Genomic DNA, 20,069 nt, shown 5'->3' with positions numbered 1-20,069 from the left:
TCGCCCCAGCCGGCAACGACCTCAGGGTGTGCGATCGCTTGCGAAGCCAGTTTCGAGCCTGCGAGAAACTGATCGCGCAGTGAGCCGCCAGGCGAGCCGGAGCGATGCCAGCGATCGCCGCGTCACCTCGGTCGGAGGGCCTCCGGGCCCGACGACAGAGGCGACGCAATGAGCGCCGCACCGTGTCGGTGGCAGTCGGTGAGGTGGTCGTCTACCAGGCCGCAGGCTTGCATGAGGGCGTAGGCGGTGGTGGGGCCGACGAAGCGGAAACCGTGCTTCTTCAGCTCCTTGGCCAGGGCCTTCGAGGCGTCGGTGTAGGCGGGGACGTCGGACGTGTCGGCATAGGACGGGGAGTCGGGGTCGGCGTGGCGCCAGGCGGTGGCGGCGAGGCCGCCGGGCAGGTCGAGGGCCGCGCGGGCGTTGGCGATCGTGGCCTCGATCTTGGCGCGGTTGCGGACGATGGCGGCGTCGGCCATCAACCGCTCGACGTCGTCGGGGCCGAACGCGGCGACCTTCTCGGGGTCGAAGCCGCCGAACGCGGCGCGGAAGCCCTCGCGCTTGCGCAGGATCGTCAGCCACGACAGGCCGGACTGGAACGCCTCCAGGGACAGCCGCTCGTAAAGCCCCTGGTCGTCGCGGACCGGACGGCCCCATTCGTCATCGTGGTAGGCGACGTAGTCGGGCGTCGACAGCCCCCACGGGCAGCGCGCCAGCCCGTCCTCGCCCAGAATCGCGGTGCTCACCCGCCCGTTCTACCTCATGGCTGCGACAGAACGGCGAGGCGGCGCAGCCCGACCGTCATGAACGCCCTCACCACCGGCCCCGCGACCAGCCAGGCGGCGCGGCCGAGGGGGCCCAGCGGCAGGTCGACGCGCTCCGCCCAGACGATGCGGCTGCCGGAGCCCTCCGGGACGACCTTGAAGAACGCCTCGCCGCGCACCACGCGGCCGGTGTGCCGGACCGCGACGCGGCGGCCGGCGCGCCAGTCGGTGATCACCATGGTGTCGAGGAAGCCGACCGGGCCGACGCCCGTCCACGCCCGCAGTTCGTCGCCGACCTTGTCGCCGCCTTCCGCACGGGTGAACGGCATCCACTCGGCGTGCCGCGGCCAGTCGGTGAGGACGTCGAAGAGCCGCTCGGGCGGGGCCGCCGAGACCGCTTCCGCGTGGACCGCGACCGCGCTCACCGGTTCTCCTCCCCGTCAGGCTCGAAGGACTCCTTGCGGAGCGGCACCCGGGCGCCGGGCTCCTCGATGCCGTGCAGCGCCCCGACCGGGGTGGCCGGTTCGGCGTCGCCGGCGCGCTCGCGGACGTCGTGGAGCCGGCGTTCCAGGTCCGCCACGCGGGCGTCGCGCTCGTGCAGGGCCTCGGTGAGGCGGTGGAACGCGTCGTCCGTCACGTGCGGCTGGTACCCCCACAGTGTCCGGGGGAACCGGAGGTGGGCGCCGTCCCAGCCGAGGACGGGCCGCCCCTCGGCGTCCACGCCGACCGGCGGATAGTCGGGATGGGCCTCGGCCAGCTCGCCGCCCCGGCCCATGGCGAGGACGACGACGGCGCCCAGCACGGCCACGCCGGCCAGGACGAGAACCACGACCACGATCACGCTCCGATCTGACGGCACCCCATCGGGAAGACGATCCTCCGTCCCTGATCGTGCCACGCTTGGCGGCATGGGGGTGCACGAGCGCGGGGTCCTTCCACCGCGCGCCGCTTCCCGGCGGGGTCGCGGACGCGGGCACGGCGCCCCCGGCGAGCCGGGTGGAGCGGCTCGTCGCGTCCGGGGACGCCGTGCTGGTCACTCTGGAGACCGCGCCTGGGCGTCAGCCGCGCAGCCGGTGCCAGGGGCCGGTGATCGCGAACGTGGCGCCCGGGTCGGACTGGCGGTTGGCGAACAGGATCCGCCCGTCCGGGGAGAACGTCACGCCGGTGAACTCGCTGCCGTTGAGGGCGTTGCGGGCCATCGCGAACGGCTCGTTCCGGCGGGTGGTGCCGATGAGGTACTGCTCGCCGTCGCCGTCCTCGGCCAGGATCACGCCGCCGCCGTACGGGGAGACGGTGATGTTGTCGGGGCCGTCGAAGCGCCCGCCCGGCTTGAAGACGAGCTGCAGCTCGATCTCGCCCCGGTGCGGGTCGTAGGTCCAGACCTGCCCGGCGTGGTCGGCGGCGCCGCCGTCGGCCTTCTTGGAGAAGCTGCACACGAAGTAGGCCTTGCCGTGGCCCCACCAGGCGCCTTCGAGCTTCTGGCTCCGCGTGATCGTGTCGAACTGCTTGCGGACCGACGTCTGCTTCGCCGACGGGTCGGGCACCTCCACCCAGCCGGCGCGCAGCCGCGTGCCGGGCTCCTGGACGGCCGACAGGTCCGGGACGCCGCGGACGTTCAGCGCCTCCAGCTTCCCGCCCGACATGTAGGCGTGGTAGCCGCCGCGGTGGGCGCGGGGCCGGAACCGGTAGAAGAGCCCGAACGGCTTGGCGGCGTCCTCGGTCAGGTACGCGGTGAGCGTGTGCGGGTCGACGGCGACGGCCTCGTGCGCGAACCGGCCGAGCCCGGCGAGCGGGACGGGCTCGGTCCTGCGGCCGTTCGGGTCGACCTCGAACACCCAGCCGTGGCTCTTGGTCTCGCCCGCGAACCCTTCGGTCTCCTCGCAGGTCAGCCACGTCCCCCACGGGGTCCGCCCGCCCGCGCAGTTGGTGGACGTCCCGGCCAGGCTGACGTACTGCGACAGCAGGTCGCCCTGGCCGTCCACCTCCAGCGTGGTGGTGCCGCCGTTGGCCGCCGGGTCGTAGGTCCACTCGGGACGGCCCACGGCGCGGGTGCCGTTGTTGCTCTGCTCGTGGTTGCGCACCAGCCGGGTGCGACCGTGGCGGCTGCCGGGGAACGTGGCCATCCCGTCGTGGTGCCCGGGGACGACGACGCCCTCGGAGACGGGCTCGCCTTCGACCGACAGCGTCTTGTAGGAGAAGCCCTTGGGCAGGTCCAGGACGCCCTTGGGGTCGGGGATCAGCGGGCCGTAGCCGTAGGCCTCCCCTGTCTCGGCGCCGGCGGACGTCTGGAAGATTCCGTCCAGGCTTCCGGCGAGGGCGATGGACAGCGCGCCGGCCGCGCCGCCCTTGACGACTCCGCGACGGGTCACGGACATGGGCACTCCTTCACGTAAGGGGATCACGCGGGAGCCTGGTCGCCGTCCCTGAACCGCGGATGAACGATCACTGGCCGGAAGGAGAAACCCCAGGACAACGTTGGTCCGCGCCCGCCCGGAGTGCCGGGGGGCGTGCGGAGCGCGACCTCAGAGGAGCTCCACCGCGGCGTCGACGGCCCCGGCGACGTCGCCGTCCGGCGGATACAACAAGGACCGGCCCACCACCAGACCCCGCACCGTCGGCAACCGCAACGCCCGCCGCCACCCCTCACGAGCCGCAACCGGATCAGCCGCCACCTCCCCGCCCAACAGCAAGGCCGGCAGGGTCGAAGCCGCCATCACCCGCTCCATCCCCGCCACCACCGGCACCTTCAACCACGTGAACGCCGACGTCGAGCCCAACCCCGAAGCGATCGCGATCGCCCGCGTCATCGCCTCCGGCGACAGATCATTACGCACCCGCCCCTGCACCCGACGCGAGATGAACGGCTCCACCATCGCCATCAACCCACGCCCCGCCAACTCCGACACCGCCCCCGCACACGCCTCCAACGTGCGCACCGTCGCCGGATCGGCATCATCCACCCGCAACAACATCTTCCCGCCGTCCAGACCCGACGCCGCGATCGCACCCGCCCCGTAAGCAGTGAAACGATCATCGATCTCGAACGACGCCCCCGCCAGCCCGCCCCGGTTCATCGAACCGATCACGACCTTGCCCCCCAGCACCCCCAGCAACAACAGATCCTCGATCACATCCGGCGTCCCCAGCACCCCGTCCACACCAGGCCGCTCCAACGCCGTGCACAACCGATCCAGCAACTCACCCCGATCCGCCATCGCCCAAGGATCACCCCCGGCCGCCAGCGAACCCCGAGCCGGATGATCAGCAGCCAGCAACATCAACCGCCCCGACCCGCCCAGCAACGACGCACGCCGCACCCGCCCCCGCGCCGCCTCGGCGACCGACTCCGGACGCACCGCCCGCACCTCGGCCAACCCCGCGATCCGCTCCACCCGCGCCTCGGCGGGAGTCACGAAGCCACCTGCCCCACCAGCACATCGATCATCGTTCACCGTCCCTGTCCGCGAAACGCGCGCGGTGCCGGTCGCGCCACCGGCACCGCCGAGTCTGGTCAAGATCACAAACGGCTGTCAATGCACCACCGGGCGCACCATCGGTGCCCCACGCGGGCGAATGCTCAGGCCCCGGCGCCCTTGTACTCCGCGACCTCGGCGATGACCGACCCGGCGAGGTCGAAGCCGCCCACGCACGCCAGGTACCCGGGCGCCTCCCAGTCGTCGCCGCCGGGCTCTCCGCCGAGCGGCACGTACGTCCCGCCGGCCTGCCTGACCAGCAGCAGCCCGGCGGCGATGTCCCACGCGTTGATGGACGAGTCATAGGCCACGTCCGCCCATCCGGCGGCGACGTGCGCGAGGGTGAGGGCGGCGCTGCCCGGACGGCGGACGGTGGCGAACGCGTCCACCACGCGGCCGTAGCGCCGCAGCGCGTCCTCGCGCCCGAGGCTCAGGTCGTGGGCGCTCGGGTAGGACGTGGCGACGACGGCGGTCTCGTCGCGGGTCGCGCCCCGGCTGCGGATCGGCTCGCCGTTGCAGGTGGCGCCGTCGAGGGACGCGGTGAACATGTCGTCGCGCACCGGGTCGTACACCACGCCCGCCACCAGCTCACCGCCCAGGGCCGCGCCGATGGACACGCAGAAGAACGGCAGGCCGACCGCGAAGTTGGCCGTCCCGTCGATGGGATCGACGAACCAGCGCAGGTCGCCGTCCCCGCCTCCCACGCCGCCCTCCTCGCCGACGACCACACTGCCGGGGGTCTGCTCGCCGAGCACCTCCCGGATCGTCTCCTCCGCCGCCCGGTCGTGCTCGGTGACCGGGTCGTGGATGTCGCGCTTGAGATCGACCTCGGGACGCGACCGGAACGCCGTCCGCAGCCGGTCCCCGGTGGCGCGGGCGGCGAGTTCGGCGATCCCGGCGAGCTCCCGCGAGGCGGGGACATCAGCGTTCATCGGTCTCCTTCGATCACGGCAAGGTCACGAATGCGCACATCACGACCGTATCCGAGCCCCGCAAGGCACCCGGGCGGGCCCTTTGTTACAGGGCCCCCGACTCGGGCAGTGGGTCCCTGGGCCGGGTCCGACGTCGCCGACGTGGACGAAAGGACCCGTCGTGGTGACGGAGTCTCCGGCGGCATCGGGCGCGCCGCACGAGCGACGACGAAGGAGCGAGCGATGGTGCAGCAAGTGGCCGACTACGTCCTCCAGCGGCTGACCGAGTGGGGCGTGAAGCGCGTCTACGGCTACCCGGGCGACGGCATCAACGGGATGCTCGGAGCGTTCGACCGCGCCGAGGGCGAGCCGGAGTTCGTCCAGACGCGGCACGAGGAGATGGCCGCGTTCATGGCGTGCGGCCACGCGAAGTTCACCGGCGAGGTCGGCGTGTGCGCGGCGACGTCCGGGCCGGGCGCGATCCACCTGCTGAACGGCCTGTACGACGCGAAGCTGGACCACCAGCCGGTCGTGGCGATCGTCGGGCAGCAGAAGCGCCTGGCGCAGGGCGCGCACTACCAGCAGGAGGTCAACCTGGAGAACCTGTTCTCCGACGTCTCGGAGTTCTGCCAGATCGTCATGCACCCCGGCCAGATGCGGCATGTCGTCGACCGGGCGTTCAAGACCGCCCTGACCACCCGCGGTGTCTCGACGATCATCATTCCGGAGGACGTCCAGGAGGCCGACGCGGTGCCGTCGCCGCCCAAGGAGCACGGCTCGGTCTACTCCAGCGTGGGGTGGAGCAGGCCCCGCGTCCTGCCCGACCCCGAGGAGCTGCGCAAGGCCGCCGACGTCCTCAACGAGGGCGCCAAGGTCGCGATGCTGATCGGCCAGGGCGCCGCCGGCGCCGAGGCCGAGGTGATCGAGACGGCCGAGCTGCTCGGCGCCGGCATCGCCAAGGCGCTGCTCGGCCGCGAGGTCGTCCCGGACGACCTGCCGTTCGTCACCGGCCCCGTCGGCCTGCTCGGCTCCAAGGCCAGCGACGAGATGATGATGAACTGCGACGTGCTGTTCATGATCGGCACGAGCTTTCCGTACGCCGAGTGGCTGCCGGACGAGGGCAGCTGCAGGGGCGTGGAGATCGACATCGACGGGCGCATGATCGGCATTCGCTACCCGATGGACGCGCACGTCGTCGGGGACGCCGCCGAGACGCTCCGAGAGCTGATCCCGCTGCTGCGCCGCAAGGAGGACCGCTCCTGGCGCGAGGAGATCGAGGAGAACGTCCGCACCTGGGACACGGTCATGGAGAAGCGGGCCGGCCAGAGCTTCGAGGGCAAGATCAACCCGCAGGCCGTCGCGCACGAGTTGTCCCCGCTGCTGCCGGACGATGTGATCCTCACCGCCGACTCCGGCTCGGCCACCAACTGGTGGGCCCGGCACCTCAAGCTCCGCGACGGGATGCGGGCGTCACTGTCGGGCACCCTCGCCACGATGGGCCCCGGCGTCCCGTACGCCATCGCGGCCCGGTTCGCCTACCCCGACCGCCCGGTGATCTGCTTCGTCGGCGACGGCGCGTTCCAGATGAACGGCATGAACGAGATGCTCACCGTGAAGCGGTACGCCGAGCGGATGGCCGGCTCGCCGCTGGTCTTCGCGGTGTTCAACAACCAGGACCTCAACCAGGTCACCTGGGAGCAGCGCGCGATGGGCGGCGACCCGAAGTACGAGGGCTCGCAGAGCATCCCGGACTTCCCCTACTCCGAGTTCGCCGAACTCTGCGGTCTCAAGGGCATCTACTGCGACGATCCCGCGAAGGTCACCGAGGCCTGGCGGGAGGCCCTGGCGAGCGACCGTCCCGTCGTGCTGGAGTTCGTGGTCGACAGCGAGATCGCCCCGATCCCGCCGCACATCATGAAGGACCAGGCGAGGAAGGCCGTCAAGGCGGGCCTCAAGGACCCGCAGAGGCTCGGTATCGCGGCCCGCGGCTTCCGCCAGAAGCTGACCGACATGTACGAGAACATTCCGGGCCGCAGACATGACTGACCGGCGTCCGGAGCGGAGTGGTTCGCCCGTCGGTCAGAGTTCGGCTTCGGCGTAGTCCTCGGGGGAGAACTCGATGCGGGGCTGTGTCCGCTCCAGGAGGTCGAACGCCTCGGGGACGGTGCTCGTCCAGCCGACGGCGTCCCAGATCTTGGGGCGGGCGAAGCCCTGCTCGGTGAGGCCCTTCATCAGCTCGCGCAGCGGCTCGTAGACGCCGGTCGGGTCGAGGATGACGACGGGCTTGTCGTGCATGGCGAGGACGCGGGCCGTCCACACCTCGAACAGCTCCTCCAGCGTGCCGATGCCGCCGGGCAGGACGAGGAACGCGTCGCTGAGCCGGTCCATCTCGCCCTTGCGGGCCCGCATGTCGGCGGTGACGATCAGCTCGTCGTTGTCCTCGTCGGAGATCTCGACGCTGACCAGCCCCTCGGGGATCACGCCGACCGTGCGGGCGCCGCCGTCCCGCGCGGCGCGGGCGACGGCGCCCATGCACGAGACCTGGGCGCCGCCGCTGACGAGGCTGTGGCCGCGCCGGGCCAGCTCGGCGCCGGCCTCGGCGGCGAGGTCGACGTACCGGCGGTCGATCTTGCCACTGGACGAGCAGAACACGCACACGGCGAGGGGTTTCCGGGAGTTCACCCGGCCCAATCTAACGGGTCCGTCCGGGTGGGGCCGGAGGAGGGCTCACGCCGTGGAGAGGTCCCGGCGACGGAAACCGAGCATGCCGAGGGCGGACAGGACGGCCGCGATCGCGAGCAGCCAGAGCAGCGGCGTGGCCGTGAAGTCGTGCCCCGGCAGCTTCGGAACGTGGGTGAACGGTGAGACGTCCAGGGCCCACTGGTTCAGGTCGAGCCCGGCTCCGAAGAGCGTCACGACCGCGAAGACGCCGACCGCGGCCCAGGCGCCGCCGGTGAGCCTAGGCGCGAGGCCGAACAGCGCGAGCGCGATCGCCCCGACCAGCCACACGGCGGGCAGCTGCGCGAGCGCGGCGCCGAGGACGCGCGGCACCTCGCGGCCGGGGTCGCCGGTGTCCAGGCCGTGCGCGAGCCCGGCGGCCAGGCCCGCGACGCCGAGGCCGGCGACCGGGCCGAGCAGCGCGAAGGCCAGGTGGCCGGACGCCCACCGCAGCCGCCCGACGGGGGTGGCGAGCAGCGGCTCGGCGCGCTGCCCGGTCTCCTCGGTGCGCAGCCGCAGCGTGGCCGAGACCGTGTAGGCGGCGGCGATCAGGCCGAGCATGCTCATGATCGAGGCGAAGTAGGCGTCGGTGATCCCGCCCTGCCCGCCGAGCCGGGTGAAGATCTTCTCCAGGTCGGGGTTGTCCTTGACCATGTCGCCGACGCCGCCCGCCACCGCGCCGTACACGACGCCGAGCGCGGCGAACCCGGCGAGCCAGCCGTAGAGGGCCCGGCTCTGGAGCCGCCAGCCGAGGCCGAGGGACCCCGAGAGCATGCGCGGGGCGTCCGCGGGGCCGAGCTTGGGCGGCAGCACGCCCGCGCCCACGTCCCGGCGCGCCGACAGCAGGCCCGCGGCGGCGACCAGGGCGGCCGTCAGCACGGCGACCAGCGCGAGCGTCCACCAGCGTTCGCCGCCGTAGGCGCGCAGGCGGTTCTCCCAGCCGAGCGGGGACAGCCAGCCCAGCCACGACAGCTCGTTGCCCGCGCCGCCGACGTCGGCGGCCATCCGGACCACGAACGCGGCGCCGAGCGCGGCGATCGCCGTGCCCCTGGCGGCGCCCGCACCCTCGCTGAGCTGGGCGGTGATGCCCGCGACGGCGGCGAAGACGCATCCGGCGGCGGCCAGTTGCAGGCCGAACGCCAGCGAGCCCGCGAACGGCAGGCCCTGCGCGGTCATGCCCGCGGTCAGCAGGACGGCCAGGACGAGGTCGGCCGCCATCGTCACGACGAGCGCGGCGGCCAGGCCCGCCCCGCGCCCGGTGACGGTGGCGCCGAGCAGCTCGCGGCGGCCCGCCTCCTCCTCGGTCCGGGTGTGCCGGACGACGGTGAGCACGCTGATCAGCGCGATGACCACCGGGATGAACCCGGAGCGCTGGGCGATGATCGCGCCGAGGCTCGTGTCGTACAGCGGCCCGTACAGGGCGAGGAACGTCGGGTTGGTCCCCGTCGTCCGCCCGTACGCGAGCCGCTCGGCGGCGGTCGGGTAGAGGCTGTCGGTGGCCGCCACGAAGTTGATCGGGATCAGCGCCAGCACGATCACCCAGGACGGCAGCAGGAACCGGTCGCGGCGCAGGATCAGCCTGATCAGCCCGCCGGTCCCGGTGAGCGACCGCAGCGGCGTCGCCCGGGACGGCGCGGCCGACCGCGCCTCGTGGATCGCCGTGCTCATCGGGCCGCCTCCGATGCGAGCTCGTCCTTGTAGTGGCGCAGGAACAGCTCCTCCAGCGTCGGCGGGCGGCTGCTCAGGCTCCGCACGCCGACCTCGGTGAGCTGCCGCAGCGCCGCGTCCAGTTCGGGGGTGTCCACCTCGAAGCGGATCTTGTTGCCGTCGATGCGGACGTCGTGCGCGCCGGGCAGCGGCAGCCCGTCCGGCGCCGACGCCAGCTCCGCGTCGATGGACGTGCGGGTCAGGTGCCGCAGCTCGTCCAGCGTCCCCGACTCCACCGCGACGCCCTTGCGGATGATCGTCACCCGGTCGCAGAGCGCCTCGACCTCGGACAGGATGTGGCTGGACAGCAGCACGGTCCGGCCGTCGCGCCGCTCCTCCCGGACGCACTCCTGGAACACCTCCTCCATGAGGGGGTCCAGGCCGGAGGTGGGCTCGTCGAGCAGCAGCAGCTCGGCGTCGGACGCCAGCGCGGCGATGAGCCCGACCTTCTGCCGGTTGCCCTTGGAGTAGGCGCGGCCCTTCTTGCGCGGGTCGAGCTCGAACCGGTCGAGCAGTTCGGCCTTGCGGCGCGCGTTCACGCCGCCGCGCATCCGGCCGAGCAGGTCGATCACCTCGCCGCCGGACAGGTTCGGCCACAGCGTGACGTCGCCGGGGACGTAGGCGAGCCGGCGGTGCAGCTCGGTCGCGTCCCGCCACGGGTCGCCGCCGAGCAGCCGGGCGGTGCCCCCGTCGGCGCGCAGCAGGCCGAGCAGGACGCGGATGGCGGTCGACTTCCCGGCGCCGTTCGGGCCGAGGAAGCCGTGCACCTCGCCGGGCTGGACGGTCAGGTCCAGGCCGTCCAGCGCGCGGGTCCGGCCGAAGTTCTTGACCAGGCCGGAGAGGGCTATGGGGGGCGTGTTCGGGGTCACCGGTCCTCCTCGTCGGGGGGTCGCCCGCCGGGGGCGGGCAGGGTCTTGAGGGCGGCGCGCGTCTGCGCCACCAGTTCGGGCGTCAGGAGCCGGTCGTCGAGGACGTCCAGCATCGCCAGCGCCATGCGGGGGTAGCCGTCGCCCATCAGGACGTCGGCGCCGAGCGCGCGCGACATGTGCTCGTGCAGGACGATCAGGCCGAAGCTCATGCCGGTCATGACCGTCGCGTAGCCGTGCGGGTCCTCGGTGTGCGGCCGGGACATGCCGGGCGCGCCCCGTTCGAGCATCTCCTCGCTGAACGCGACCGCCTCGTCGAAGAGCACGGCCGCGGCGGCCGACCCGTCGGTCAGGGCGCGGGCCAGGTAGCGCTGGATCGGCAGGGCCGTCCGCATGGCGATCGCGAGGAAGTTCGGGCTCGCCATCCTGCCGCGCAGGGCCTCCTGCTTGGTCTCGCGGATCACCTCGATCACGTGCTCGTCGCAGGCCGCGCGCAGCGCCTCCTTCGTCCCGTAGTGGTGCTGGACGAGGGCGGGCGACACGCCCGCGGCCTTCGCGATGCCCCGGATCGTGGCGCCCTTCACCCCGTGCTCGGCGAACTCCAGCAGGGCCGCGTCCCTGATCCGGGCGCGCCCGGTCAGGTCCTCGGCCCGCTCCTGCGTCGCCATTCCCACCCCCTGTACGAATGTTCAGTTGCCTGTACGCTTGTACACTGTACTCACGTACAGGCTTCCGTCAACCGTGGGGGCCTGCGGCCCGGGCCGGGCGGTGGGGCCGGACGGTGGTCCGGGCGGGTCAACCGCCTCCGGGCAGCTCGCCGAGCGTCACCTGGACCTGCTTCTTCGAGCCGTCCGGCTTCTGGATCTCGACCTTCACCGTTTCGCCGGGCCTGAGGTCCGTGAGGACGGTCGTCAGCACCGTCTGGTCGGGCGTCGCGGTGCCGTTCACCGAGAGGATCAGGTCGCCCTTCTGGATCCCGGCCTTGGCGGCCCCGCCGCCCTTCTGCACCTCCACGACGGCGACCGCCGACCGCCGGCCGGTCTGCGGGTCGACGATCGTGCGCACCGCCACGCCGAGCGCGGCCCGGCCGGAGTTCGACACCTTCCCCGACTCGATGAGCTGCGGGACGATCCGTTTGACCGTGTCGCTCGGCGTCGCGAACCCGATGCCGGGCGCCGCGGCGCCGATCTGCGGGTCGGAGGCCGCCGCGGTGGGGATGCCGATCACCTGCCCGTCCAGCGTGACCAGGGCGCCGCCGCTGTTGCCCGGGTTGATGTCCGCGCTCGTCTGGATGGCGTCGGCGATCGTCGAGCCCTGGAAGTCCCCCTCGCCCTTGGTCGACACCGTGCGGTGCAGCGCGGAGACGATCCCGTTCGTCACGCTTCCGGCGAGGCCGAGCGGGTTGCCCATCGCCAGAACGATCTGCCCGACCTGCGCCTTGCTCGACTCGCCCCACGAGGCCGGTTTCAGCGACCCGCCGCCGACCTTGATGACGGCCAGGTCGTCGGCGGTGAACGCGCCGACCATCGAGGCGTTCAGCGGGGAGCCGCCGCCGGACGAGGTGACCTGGATCTTCTTCGCCCCCGCGACCACGTGCGCGTTGGTGACGATGTCGCCCTGGGCGTCGAACACGACGCCCGACCCCTCGCCCTGGTCGGTCTGGATCTTCACCACCGACGGCAGGACGGCGTCCACGACCTTCACGTACTGCTGCTGCAGGTCCGACCCGGCCCCGGACACCGGGGGCGACGTCTGCACCGACGCCGGCCCGGCGTTCCCGGCGTTCCCCGCGTTCTCGGACTTCCCACTGCACCCGGCGAGCACCATCGCCCCCGCCAGCGCCGCCGCGCATGCCTTCGCCCTCGCGCTCCTGTCCACGCTCCACCTCCAGAGGGGACGGTTCCCGCCCGCCGAGCGACGGGCGCCGCGCCACGCGCGATTTTGCGACGTCATGCCGCAGGTCAGAGCCGCAGCTGATCTTTGGAGGCGCCCGGTGCGCGCCCGGCCGCGCGGGGCCCGGCCGGTTTCTCATGATCGGAGCCGGGTAGCCGTCCGACATGTCGCGCGCAAGCGGGCACCGGGACGTCCCCCACGCCGCCGACCTGAGGATCGAGGCGTGGGCCCCGACGCGGGAACGCTGCGTCGCCGAGGCGGTGGCCGGGCTCGTGGAGTCGTTCGCCGACGTCTCCGGCGTCCGCCCGTCCGGCGACATCCTCCGGGTGGACGTGCCGCCGGGCCCGGACGCGGACCTGCTCGTCGCCGTCCTGGACGAGGTCGTCTACCGCCTGGACGCCGACGGCGCCCTGGTCCTGGACGCCGAGATCACGGGGGCGCCGGACGGCGGGCTCACCGTCCGGCTCGCGACCGGGGACGCGGCGGAGGCGGTGGGGACGGGAGCCGTGCCCAAGGCGGTGTCGCTGCACGAACTGCGGTTCGGCCGCGACGCCCGCGGCTGGTCCTGCGCGGTGACGATCGACGTGTGACCGGCGGCGCACCGGGCGGAAGGCGTGGGCGACCGGCCGGTCAGCCCTTCACGACGCCCAGCGGGACGAGGCGGGCGACCTTCCGGCAGAGTCCCGCGCCCTCGGCGGCCTCGACCACGGCGGACACGTCCTTGTAGGCGTCCGGCGCCTCCTCGGCCAGGCCGCGCCACGACGACGGCCGCACGGCGATGCCCTGCTCCTCCAGCGCCGCCCGCAACTGCCTGCCGCCGACGCCGCGTGCGGCCTGGTGGCGGCTCTGCACCCGTCCGGCGCCGTGGCACGTGGACGAGAACGCCGGCGCGCCCGGCACGCCCGTCAGGACGTAGGACGAGGTCCCCATCGTCCCGGGGATCAGCACGGGCTGCCCGGCCTCGCGCAGGTCGGGCGGCAGATCGGGATGGCCGGGCGGCAGGGCGCGGGTGGCCCCCTTGCGGTGCACGCACAGCCGCCGCGGCTCGCCGTCCACCACGTGCTCTTCGAGCTTGGCCAGGTTGTGCGAGACGTCGTAGACGAGGTCGAGCCGGGCGCCCGCGACCCGGCGGAACACCCGGCGCGCCGCCTCGGTGAGCAGCTGGCGGTTGGCGCGGCCGTAGTTGGCCGCCGCCGCCATCGCGCCCAGGTAGGCGCGGCCCTCGGCGGAGTCGACCGGGGCGCAGGCGAGCTGCCGGTCGGGGACCTCGATGCCGTGCCGCGGCATCGCCGCCTCCATCGCCCGGACGTGGTCGGTGCAGATCTGGTGGCCGAGCCCGCGCGACCCGCAGTGGATCATGACGCAGACCTGGCCCGGCCGCAGCCCGAACGCCCCGGCCGCGTCCGCGTCGTAGACCTCGGCGACCCGCTGCACCTCCAGGAAGTGGTTGCCCGAGCCGAGGCTGCCGACCTGCCGGGCGCCGCGCTCCACCGCGCGCTCGCTCACCTGGCCGGGGTCGGCGTCGGCGACCGCTCCCGCGTCCTCGCAGCGGCGCAGGTCGCGCTCGTTCCCGTGGCCCTGCTCGACCGCGTACCGCGCTCCCCCCGTGAGGATGCCGGTCAGGTCCCGCCGTCCCGGCAGATGCCACACCGCGCCCTTGCCCATGCCGCGCGGGATGACGGGGTCGAGGCCGTCCATCAGGTCCCGCAGGGCGGGGGCGAGGCCGGAGGCGTCGGTGTCCGCCGCCAGCAGCCGGACGCCGCACGAGATGTCGAATCCGACGCCGCCGGGCGAGACCACGCCGCCCTCGCGCGGATCGGTCGCCGCCACGCCGCCGATCGGGAAGCCGTATCCCAGGTGGACGTCGGGCATGGCGTACGAGGCCTCCACCACTCCCGGGAGCGCGGCGACGTGGGCGACCTGCTCGATCGCGTTCTCGGCGGGCGCCAGCAGCTCCCGCGACGCGAACAGCACGCCGGGCACGCGCATGGCGCCGGTCGGCTCGATCCGGAACCGGTAGGGGCCGTCCTCGACCAGGTCGGCGTGCACAAGGCGGGGGTTACCCCCGGCCCCGCCCCCCATGCGTCCTCATGCGCCCCGGTGCGTCGGGGGCCGGGGGGTTCACGGGCATCATGCGGGTAGCGTGCGAATCATGCTGGCCGAACCCGCGCCCTCGCTGAGCGACCTCGCGCTCGGGCTGGTCGTGGTGGTGCTCGCGCTGCGCCTGGGACGGGCCCCGGCGCCGCATCGGCACTGGCGCACGGCCTTCTGGTGGGTCGGGATCGCGGCGCTCGCCGGATCCGTCCACCACGGGCTGATCACGTACTCGGAGCGGTGGTCGGGGCCGAGCTGGGCCGTGATCAGCGGCATGGTCGTCGTCGCGGTGTCCTACCTGCTGGCGGCCACCGTCGCCGAGGTGCTCGGCCCGCACCACGGCAGGACGTTCTGGCTGCTGCGCTCGATCGGGATCGTCGCCTACGCCGTCCTCGCGGTGACCGGACACGCCGGGGTCGGCGCCCTGCTCGCCTGCGAGAGCCTGACGATGGTGTGCATCCTCGCGCTCTGGGGCTGGGCGGCATGGCACCGCCACCCGATGGCCGGCCCGGTGATCGTCGCGCTGGTCGCCAGCGCCGCGGCGGCCGCGACCAAGGCGATCGACCCGAGCGTCACCCGCCGCGTCGCGCTGGACCCGACCTCGGTCTACCACCTCGCCCAGATCGTCGGGATGGTCCTGCTCTACCTGGCGGTCACCAAGCCGCGCCGCCCGGATCGCCCGGACCGCGAGCCGCGCGCCCTCCTCCGATAGCACGGGCTCGGCCGGTCGCGCGGCGCCGGCGGACAGCAGTGGCCGCGGTGGCACATTCCCCTAACGGAGGTGTCTTCCTTCTGTGCTGAAGGGTGGCCTTTCGGACACGGACGGTCACCATTAGCTTTCAAGCCGTGATCCGAAACCACCGTCCCCGTGGAGGAAAGCGTTCATGACGGCCATCGCCAGCGTCTACCAGCACGACGTCGCCACCTACTGGAACACCGAGCGCAACCCGGTCAACCTGCGCCTCGGCGACGTTTCGGGGATCTACCACCACCACTACGGCATCGGCGAGGTGGACTGGTCGGTCCTGGAGACCCCGGAGGACGCCCGCGAAGAGGCGATCATCACCGAGCTGCACCGGCTGGAGAACGCCCAGGCCCGGTTCCTGCTCGAACACCTCGGCGACGTCCGGCCCGACCACCGGCTGATGGACGCCGGCTCGGGCCGCGGCGGCTCCAGCATCATGGCCAACGCCGCCTTCGGCTGCCGGGTCGACGGAGTGTCGATCTCCCAGGCCCAGGTGGACTTCGCCAACGGGCAGGCCGCCCAGCGCGGCGTGTCCGACAAGGTCCGGTTCCACTTCAAGAACATGCTCGACACGGGGTTCGAAGCGGGCGCGTTCCAGGCGATCTGGAACAACGAGTCGACGATGTACACCGTCCTGGACGACCTGTTCGCGGCGCACTCCCGGCTGCTGGCCCGCGGCGGCCGGTACGTCACCATCACCGGCTGCTACAACGACGTGTACGGGCTGCCGTCCCGGGCGGTGTCGACCATCAACGCCCACTACGTGTGCGACATCCACCCGCGCAGCGCCTACTTCCGGGCGATGGCGGCCAACCGGCTCGTGCCCGTCACCGTGGTCGACCTGACCGCCGACACCATCCCGTACTGGGAGCTGCGCGAGAAGTCGTCGGTCGCGACGGGGATAGAGAGCGCCTTCCTGGAGGCGTACCGCGACGGCAGCTTCCAGTACCTGCTCATCGCCGCCGACCGCATCTGAACCCGTCAACCCGGACCGGTCGCCTTCGGGCGGAGGCAGGTGAGCAGACCATGGAAACGACGCACCACGGGTGCAGCGGCCGGCGCGCGCCGTACGGCTCGTCCGCGGAACCCCGGCCGGAGCGACCGTCCGGGGTGGGGACCGAGGCGGTGTCCCTGCCGTCGCTGATCGCCGCGGCACGTCCCAGCCGGGAGCCGTCCTACGGCGACCTCCTGGCCGGGAGGCATCCGCGGCCGGTCGGCGGCGGGGGGCCCGGCTACGTCGAGCGCGCCTGGGGGGACGGGTCGCACTCCCCGCTCTACTGCCCGCTCCCCGAGCGCGCCGACGACGCCCTCGCCGCCGAGGTCGACGCCCGGCTGGCCTCCTGGGCGCGCGACCGCGGGTTCGACGACCACGAGCTCGACGCGCTCGGCAAGGCGGCCTTCGGTCGGCTGGTCACCCTCGCCCACCCCGACACCGACGACCCGGACGCCCTGCTCGTCGCCGCGCAGATGAACGCCGGGTGGTGGGCGGCCGACGACTACTACGCCGACGACACCGCCCTCGGCGCCCTGCCCGCGATGCTGCCGCAGCGCCTCACGCTGGTGATGTCGGCGATGGACCCCGTCCCGCCCGCGGGCGAGTTCACCCCGCCGCTGAGCGAGGCCCTCCAGGGCGACGTCGTCCTGCGGATGCTCGGCTCGGCGGTCGACCACCTGAAGCGCCACGCGTCCCCCGTGCAGGTCCAGCGGATCTGCTACTCCACCTTCGCCATGTTCGTGAGCTGGACGGCCTACGCGGCCTGGCGCGAGAAGGGCGAGCACCCGCCCGCCTGGGAGTATCTGGCGGCGCGCCAGCACGACAGCTTCTACACCTCGATGACGCTCATCGACGTCCTCGGCGGCTACGAGGTCCCGGCCCAGCTGTACTACGACCCGCGCGTCCGCCGCGCCGCCTTCCGGGCCGGGACGGCGAGCGTGATCGTCAACGACCTGCACTCGGTGGCCAAGGACGCCGCCGACGAGAACCCGGTCTGCAACCTGGTGCTGCTGATCGCCGCGGACGAGGGCTGCTCGGTGGAGGAGGCGACCGAGACCGCCGTGCGCCTGCACAACGACCTCGTCCGCGACTTCGAGGCCGGCCACCGGGAGCTCGCGGGCGTCCCCTCCCCCGAGTTGCAGCGGTTCCTGCGCGGGCTGCGGGCCTGGATGGGCGGCGGCTTCGAATGGCATGCCACCAACCCGCGCTACCGCGAGGGTGCCTGAGGGCCCGCCGTTCCCGTGGCGTCCGGCGCCGGGCAGCCCTACGGCGCCGTCGCCCGCAAGCCCTGACCCGGCCTGCCGCTCCTCATCCCGCCCCGCGGGTGATCGTTGTCGGCAGCTCGGCGAACCCGCGCGCGTACGGCGAGTTGACGCGCCGGGCCCCGGCCTCGTCGATGTCGTAGCCGCCGGTGCGGGCCGCGAGCTCCTCCAGCGCGACCCGGGCCTCCAGCCGGGCCAGGTGCGCGCCGATGCAGTAGTGCCGCCCCGACCCGAAACTGATCTTGGCCGTGGTGTCGCGGCCCAGGTCGAACCGGTCGGGCTCGGCGAACACGCGGGGGTCGCGGTTGGCCGCGCAGGCGCTGCTGCGGGCCGGGGAGCTGGACGAGCTCGAACTGCACGTCGTCCCCGTCCTGCTCGGTCAGGGCCGCCGCCTGTTCGACCACCTGCCGCCCGACCACCACGAACTGCGCCTGATCCGCCAGTTGGCCACGCCGGAGACCGGGGACCCCGCGCAGGCCGTCCTGCACCTGCGCTACCGCGTCCTCCGTCCCTGAGCCGGTGTCGCCGGGGTCCCGTCTGAGTACCGCAGCGTACGAACATGAGTAGAGGCACGGATCGATCAGGCGACCGGAGACTGTTCACTGGGCTCGTGACCACAGAGAACACCGTTGCGGGCCCTCGGAAGCGCTCGGGCTGGCGAGTGGCCGCGGCGAGCACGCTCGCCCTGCTCCTTCCCGTCACCGTGCTCGCCTGGATCGCCGTGCTCGCGACCCCGGAGTACGGCCGATGCCTCACCTACGGGGAGCAGTGCGATCCGGCCTCCGACGTCCTCCTGCCCATCGCTTGGTGGTGCTTCTGGGGCAGCGGCGCCGCCGGCGTCATCGCGCTGCTCCTCCGGTCCCCCTGGACGGTGACCTCGCGGATCCGCCCGGTCCTGGTCATCGGGCAAGTGGCGCTTGCGATCGTGACCCCGACGGCCGTGATCGTCAGTGGATGAGCCGGCCGCCATGTGAGGTAGCTCACGGGAACCCGGTCGCTCCGGCGAACAGTCCTTCCTGTGGAGATGAGTATGCGTGCCCGGGTTCATTCCGGGGATCCGGATGCGTTCAGAGAACTGTTCGACGAACATGTGCGCTCGGTGTACAACCACGCGTTCCGCCTGACGGGGAACTGGTCGACCGCAGAAGACGTCGTGTCGCTGACCTTCCTGGAGTCATGGCGGCTGCGCGAGAGGGTCGACGTCGAGGTCGAGGGGTCGCTGCGTCCATGGCTGCTGGGCATCGCGACCAACGTCGCCCGCAACGTGCGCCGCGCCGCCCGGCGCCATGACGGCGCCCTGGCGCGGCTTCCGAGGAACGACGTCGTGCCGGACTTCACCGACGAGGTCACGTCCCGCATCGACGACCGCGAGCGGCTCGCCCTGATGCGCACGGCCCTGGCGGCGCTGCGCAAGCCCGAGCGCGAGGTGCTGGCGCTGTGCGTCTGGTCCGGGCTCGGCTATGCCGAGGCCGCCGAAGCGCTCGGCGTGCCGGTCGGCACCGTGCGCTCCCGGTTGTCGCGCGCACGCAAGAAGCTGGAAAGGCTCGCCACCGCGAGTGCGGGGCCGCCCGGAGAACGCCGGGAACCGCTTCCCGGCCACGGACAGGAAGAGGATGACCGCGCGATCGCGGTCCGGTCCGCTCAGGAGAGAACCCGATGAACCCCACCCCGACCCAGCCGAACTCGAACGAACACGAGGAGCTGGCACGGCTGCTGCCGGCTCCGGTGGAGCGGGACCTTCCGGGCGACCGTCAACAACGACTCCGGGAGTTCGTGATGAGCGAGATCGACCAGGACCTTCGACCGGCCGAGCAGGCCTCGCGCCGTTCCGCACGACGGCGGCCCGTCATCCTGGCCTCGGCGGGAATCGCCGCGGCCACCGCGGCCGCCGCGGTGGTGGTCGGGATCGCCGGCACCGGGGGCGCCGAGGGGGCGAAGGAGAGTCCGTCCGCGTCCGCCACGGGCTCCCCCTCCGGTCGGCAGGTCCTGCTCGTGGCCGCCACCACCGCGTTGAAGGCGCCCGCGGGTTCCGGTACGTACTGGCACGTCAAGACGATCTACACCGACCGCGACGGCGGTGCGCGCACCACCATGGAGAGCTGGACCCGGCGCGACGGCCGGGTCTGGTGGAAGGGAGGGAAGACCCAGGGCAGGGTGGTCATGCTCACCCGGCCCGCTCCGTTCCGGCTGGGCGGGCCCGCCGTGACGCTCGCGCAGCTGCAGGGGCTGCCGACCACACCGGGCGGGCTGAAGGCGTGGATCGTCGCCGCCGTGAAGAAGAGCGACGTCACGACCAGCGCCGGGCGCCCCGACGCGGCCGCGCAGGAGCGACTCGTCTTCGAGGGGCTGCTGTCCCTGCTCTCCCAGCTGCCGGCGCCGCCGCAGGTCCGCGCCGCCGCCTTCCGCGCGGTCGCCTCCTACCCCGACGTCGAGGACCTCGGCCCCGTCAAGGGCGGGCAGGGCCTGTCGATCTCCTTCGGCGGGGGGCGGAAGGCGAACCTGGTCATCGACCCGAAGACCTCGCGGATCACCGACACCGACTACTTCGTGTCGGCCGACGGCGCACAGGTCACGGCTCCCGGCGGCGCCGAGATCGTGGCCGAGTGGACGAGCGTGGCGCCCGGGTAGCCGATCCGCGCACGGGG

At 73.0% G+C, this 20,069-nt stretch carries 22 protein-coding genes; 9 read left to right on the top strand and 13 right to left on the bottom strand.

The features are described 5' to 3' along the window. Positions 1–122 precede the first annotated feature (122 nt). The 6 genes from BJ999_RS09560 to BJ999_RS09535 all read right to left on the bottom strand — a co-directional run bounded on the left by BJ999_RS09560 (position 123) and on the right by BJ999_RS09535 (position 5,166). Positions 123–743 carry a DNA-3-methyladenine glycosylase I gene (locus tag BJ999_RS09560; protein ID WP_179832962.1) on the bottom strand — a complete coding sequence of 207 codons (621 nt, stop codon included), beginning with the start codon at positions 741–743 and terminating at the stop codon, positions 123–125. Between the two features lie 14 nt (positions 744–757). Further along, entirely contained in the window at positions 758–1,186 is a 429-nt protein-coding gene (locus BJ999_RS09555) for an SRPBCC family protein (RefSeq protein ID WP_179832961.1), read from the bottom strand. Next, positions 1,183–1,602 (bottom strand): hypothetical protein, encoded by a 420-nt coding sequence (locus tag BJ999_RS09550; protein ID WP_179832960.1) that lies wholly within the window; start codon positions 1,600–1,602, stop codon positions 1,183–1,185. The genes BJ999_RS09555 and BJ999_RS09550 overlap by 4 nt, the downstream gene beginning before the upstream one ends. A 217-nt stretch (positions 1,603–1,819) precedes the next feature. Then, the gene (locus tag BJ999_RS09545) at positions 1,820–3,136 is read right to left on the bottom strand and encodes an alkaline phosphatase PhoX (RefSeq protein ID WP_179832959.1); all 1,317 of its coding nucleotides are present in this window, start codon (positions 3,134–3,136) and stop codon (positions 1,820–1,822) included. Between the two features lie 147 nt (positions 3,137–3,283). Continuing rightward, complete coding sequence (locus BJ999_RS09540) at positions 3,284–4,153, bottom strand: Cgl0159 family (beta/alpha)8-fold protein (RefSeq protein ID WP_179838430.1); 870 nt, start codon at positions 4,151–4,153, stop codon at positions 3,284–3,286. Between the two features lie 185 nt (positions 4,154–4,338). Then, entirely contained in the window at positions 4,339–5,166 is an 828-nt protein-coding gene (locus tag BJ999_RS09535; protein ID WP_179832958.1) for an inositol monophosphatase family protein, read from the bottom strand. A 222-nt stretch (positions 5,167–5,388) separates the two neighbouring features. Here BJ999_RS09535 and BJ999_RS09530 point away from each other — a divergent pair, with 222 nt between their 5' ends. Next, the gene (locus BJ999_RS09530) at positions 5,389–7,191 is read left to right on the top strand and encodes a thiamine pyrophosphate-requiring protein (protein WP_179832957.1); all 1,803 of its coding nucleotides are present in this window, start codon (positions 5,389–5,391) and stop codon (positions 7,189–7,191) included. A gap of 33 nt (positions 7,192–7,224) precedes the next feature. Here BJ999_RS09530 and BJ999_RS09525 read toward each other — a convergent pair whose 3' ends face one another. From BJ999_RS09525 to BJ999_RS09505, 5 genes are all read right to left on the bottom strand, one after another. Next, positions 7,225–7,827 carry an LOG family protein gene (locus tag BJ999_RS09525; RefSeq protein ID WP_229810425.1) on the bottom strand — a complete coding sequence of 201 codons (603 nt, stop codon included), beginning with the start codon at positions 7,825–7,827 and terminating at the stop codon, positions 7,225–7,227. 45 nt (positions 7,828–7,872) lie between these two features. Then, a complete protein-coding gene (locus tag BJ999_RS09520) occupies positions 7,873–9,531 on the bottom strand; it encodes an ABC transporter permease (RefSeq protein WP_229810426.1) in 1,659 nt (552 codons plus the stop codon). After that, complete coding sequence (locus BJ999_RS09515) at positions 9,528–10,439, bottom strand: ABC transporter ATP-binding protein (RefSeq protein ID WP_179832956.1); 912 nt, start codon at positions 10,437–10,439, stop codon at positions 9,528–9,530. The genes BJ999_RS09520 and BJ999_RS09515 overlap by 4 nt, the downstream gene beginning before the upstream one ends. Continuing rightward, the gene (locus BJ999_RS09510; RefSeq protein ID WP_179832955.1) at positions 10,436–11,104 is read right to left on the bottom strand and encodes a TetR/AcrR family transcriptional regulator; all 669 of its coding nucleotides are present in this window, start codon (positions 11,102–11,104) and stop codon (positions 10,436–10,438) included. The genes BJ999_RS09515 and BJ999_RS09510 overlap by 4 nt, the downstream gene beginning before the upstream one ends. Before the next feature lie 127 nt (positions 11,105–11,231). After that, positions 11,232–12,314, bottom strand: coding sequence for a S1C family serine protease (locus BJ999_RS09505; RefSeq protein WP_229810427.1), 1,083 nt, complete (start codon positions 12,312–12,314; stop codon positions 11,232–11,234). Between the two features lie 179 nt (positions 12,315–12,493). On the opposite strand from BJ999_RS09505, the gene BJ999_RS09500 reads away from it, so the two are divergent. Continuing rightward, on the top strand, positions 12,494–12,919 hold the full coding sequence (locus BJ999_RS09500; RefSeq protein ID WP_179832953.1) for an archease: 426 nt from the start codon (positions 12,494–12,496) through the stop codon (positions 12,917–12,919). 40 nt (positions 12,920–12,959) lie between these two features. Here the strand turns inward: BJ999_RS09500 and BJ999_RS09495 are convergent, their stop codons facing one another. After that, positions 12,960–14,378, bottom strand: coding sequence for an RtcB family protein (locus BJ999_RS09495; RefSeq protein WP_276530295.1), 1,419 nt, complete (start codon positions 14,376–14,378; stop codon positions 12,960–12,962). Positions 14,379–14,481: 103 nt separating this feature from the next. On the opposite strand from BJ999_RS09495, the gene BJ999_RS09490 reads away from it, so the two are divergent. The 3 genes from BJ999_RS09490 (at position 14,482) to BJ999_RS09480 (ending at position 17,388) form a co-directional block, all read left to right on the top strand. Further along, the gene (locus BJ999_RS09490; RefSeq protein WP_179832951.1) at positions 14,482–15,135 is read left to right on the top strand and encodes a DUF6962 family protein; all 654 of its coding nucleotides are present in this window, start codon (positions 14,482–14,484) and stop codon (positions 15,133–15,135) included. 172 nt (positions 15,136–15,307) lie between these two features. Continuing rightward, entirely contained in the window at positions 15,308–16,144 is an 837-nt protein-coding gene (locus BJ999_RS09485) for a geranyl diphosphate 2-C-methyltransferase (protein ID WP_179832950.1), read from the top strand. Between the two features lie 50 nt (positions 16,145–16,194). Next, complete coding sequence (locus BJ999_RS09480) at positions 16,195–17,388, top strand: family 2 encapsulin nanocompartment cargo protein terpene cyclase (RefSeq protein WP_218935003.1); 1,194 nt, start codon at positions 16,195–16,197, stop codon at positions 17,386–17,388. Positions 17,389–17,470: 82 nt separating this feature from the next. Here BJ999_RS09480 and BJ999_RS09475 read toward each other — a convergent pair whose 3' ends face one another. Then, on the bottom strand, positions 17,471–17,716 hold the full coding sequence (locus BJ999_RS09475) for a cytochrome P450 (protein WP_179832949.1): 246 nt from the start codon (positions 17,714–17,716) through the stop codon (positions 17,471–17,473). A 13-nt stretch (positions 17,717–17,729) separates the two neighbouring features. Here BJ999_RS09475 and BJ999_RS09470 point away from each other — a divergent pair, with 13 nt between their 5' ends. From BJ999_RS09470 to BJ999_RS09455, 4 genes are all read left to right on the top strand, one after another. Further along, positions 17,730–17,939, top strand: coding sequence for a dihydrofolate reductase family protein (locus BJ999_RS09470; RefSeq protein ID WP_229810428.1), 210 nt, complete (start codon positions 17,730–17,732; stop codon positions 17,937–17,939). Between the two features lie 95 nt (positions 17,940–18,034). Further along, a complete protein-coding gene (locus tag BJ999_RS09465; RefSeq protein ID WP_179832948.1) occupies positions 18,035–18,382 on the top strand; it encodes a hypothetical protein in 348 nt (115 codons plus the stop codon). Between the two features lie 66 nt (positions 18,383–18,448). Continuing rightward, entirely contained in the window at positions 18,449–19,084 is a 636-nt protein-coding gene (locus BJ999_RS09460) for an RNA polymerase sigma factor (protein WP_218935002.1), read from the top strand. Beyond that, entirely contained in the window at positions 19,081–20,052 is a 972-nt protein-coding gene (locus BJ999_RS09455; protein WP_179832946.1) for a CU044_5270 family protein, read from the top strand. Before BJ999_RS09460 ends, BJ999_RS09455 begins: the two co-directional genes overlap by 4 nt. The last annotated feature ends 17 nt before the right edge of the window (positions 20,053–20,069 follow it).

It is taken from the genome of Actinomadura citrea (genome assembly GCF_013409045.1).
Lineage (GTDB): Bacteria > Actinomycetota > Actinomycetes > Streptosporangiales > Streptosporangiaceae > Spirillospora > Spirillospora citrea.
The sequence above is the reverse complement of the archived record's forward strand: the minus strand, read 5'-3'. Positions and strand labels throughout refer to the sequence as shown.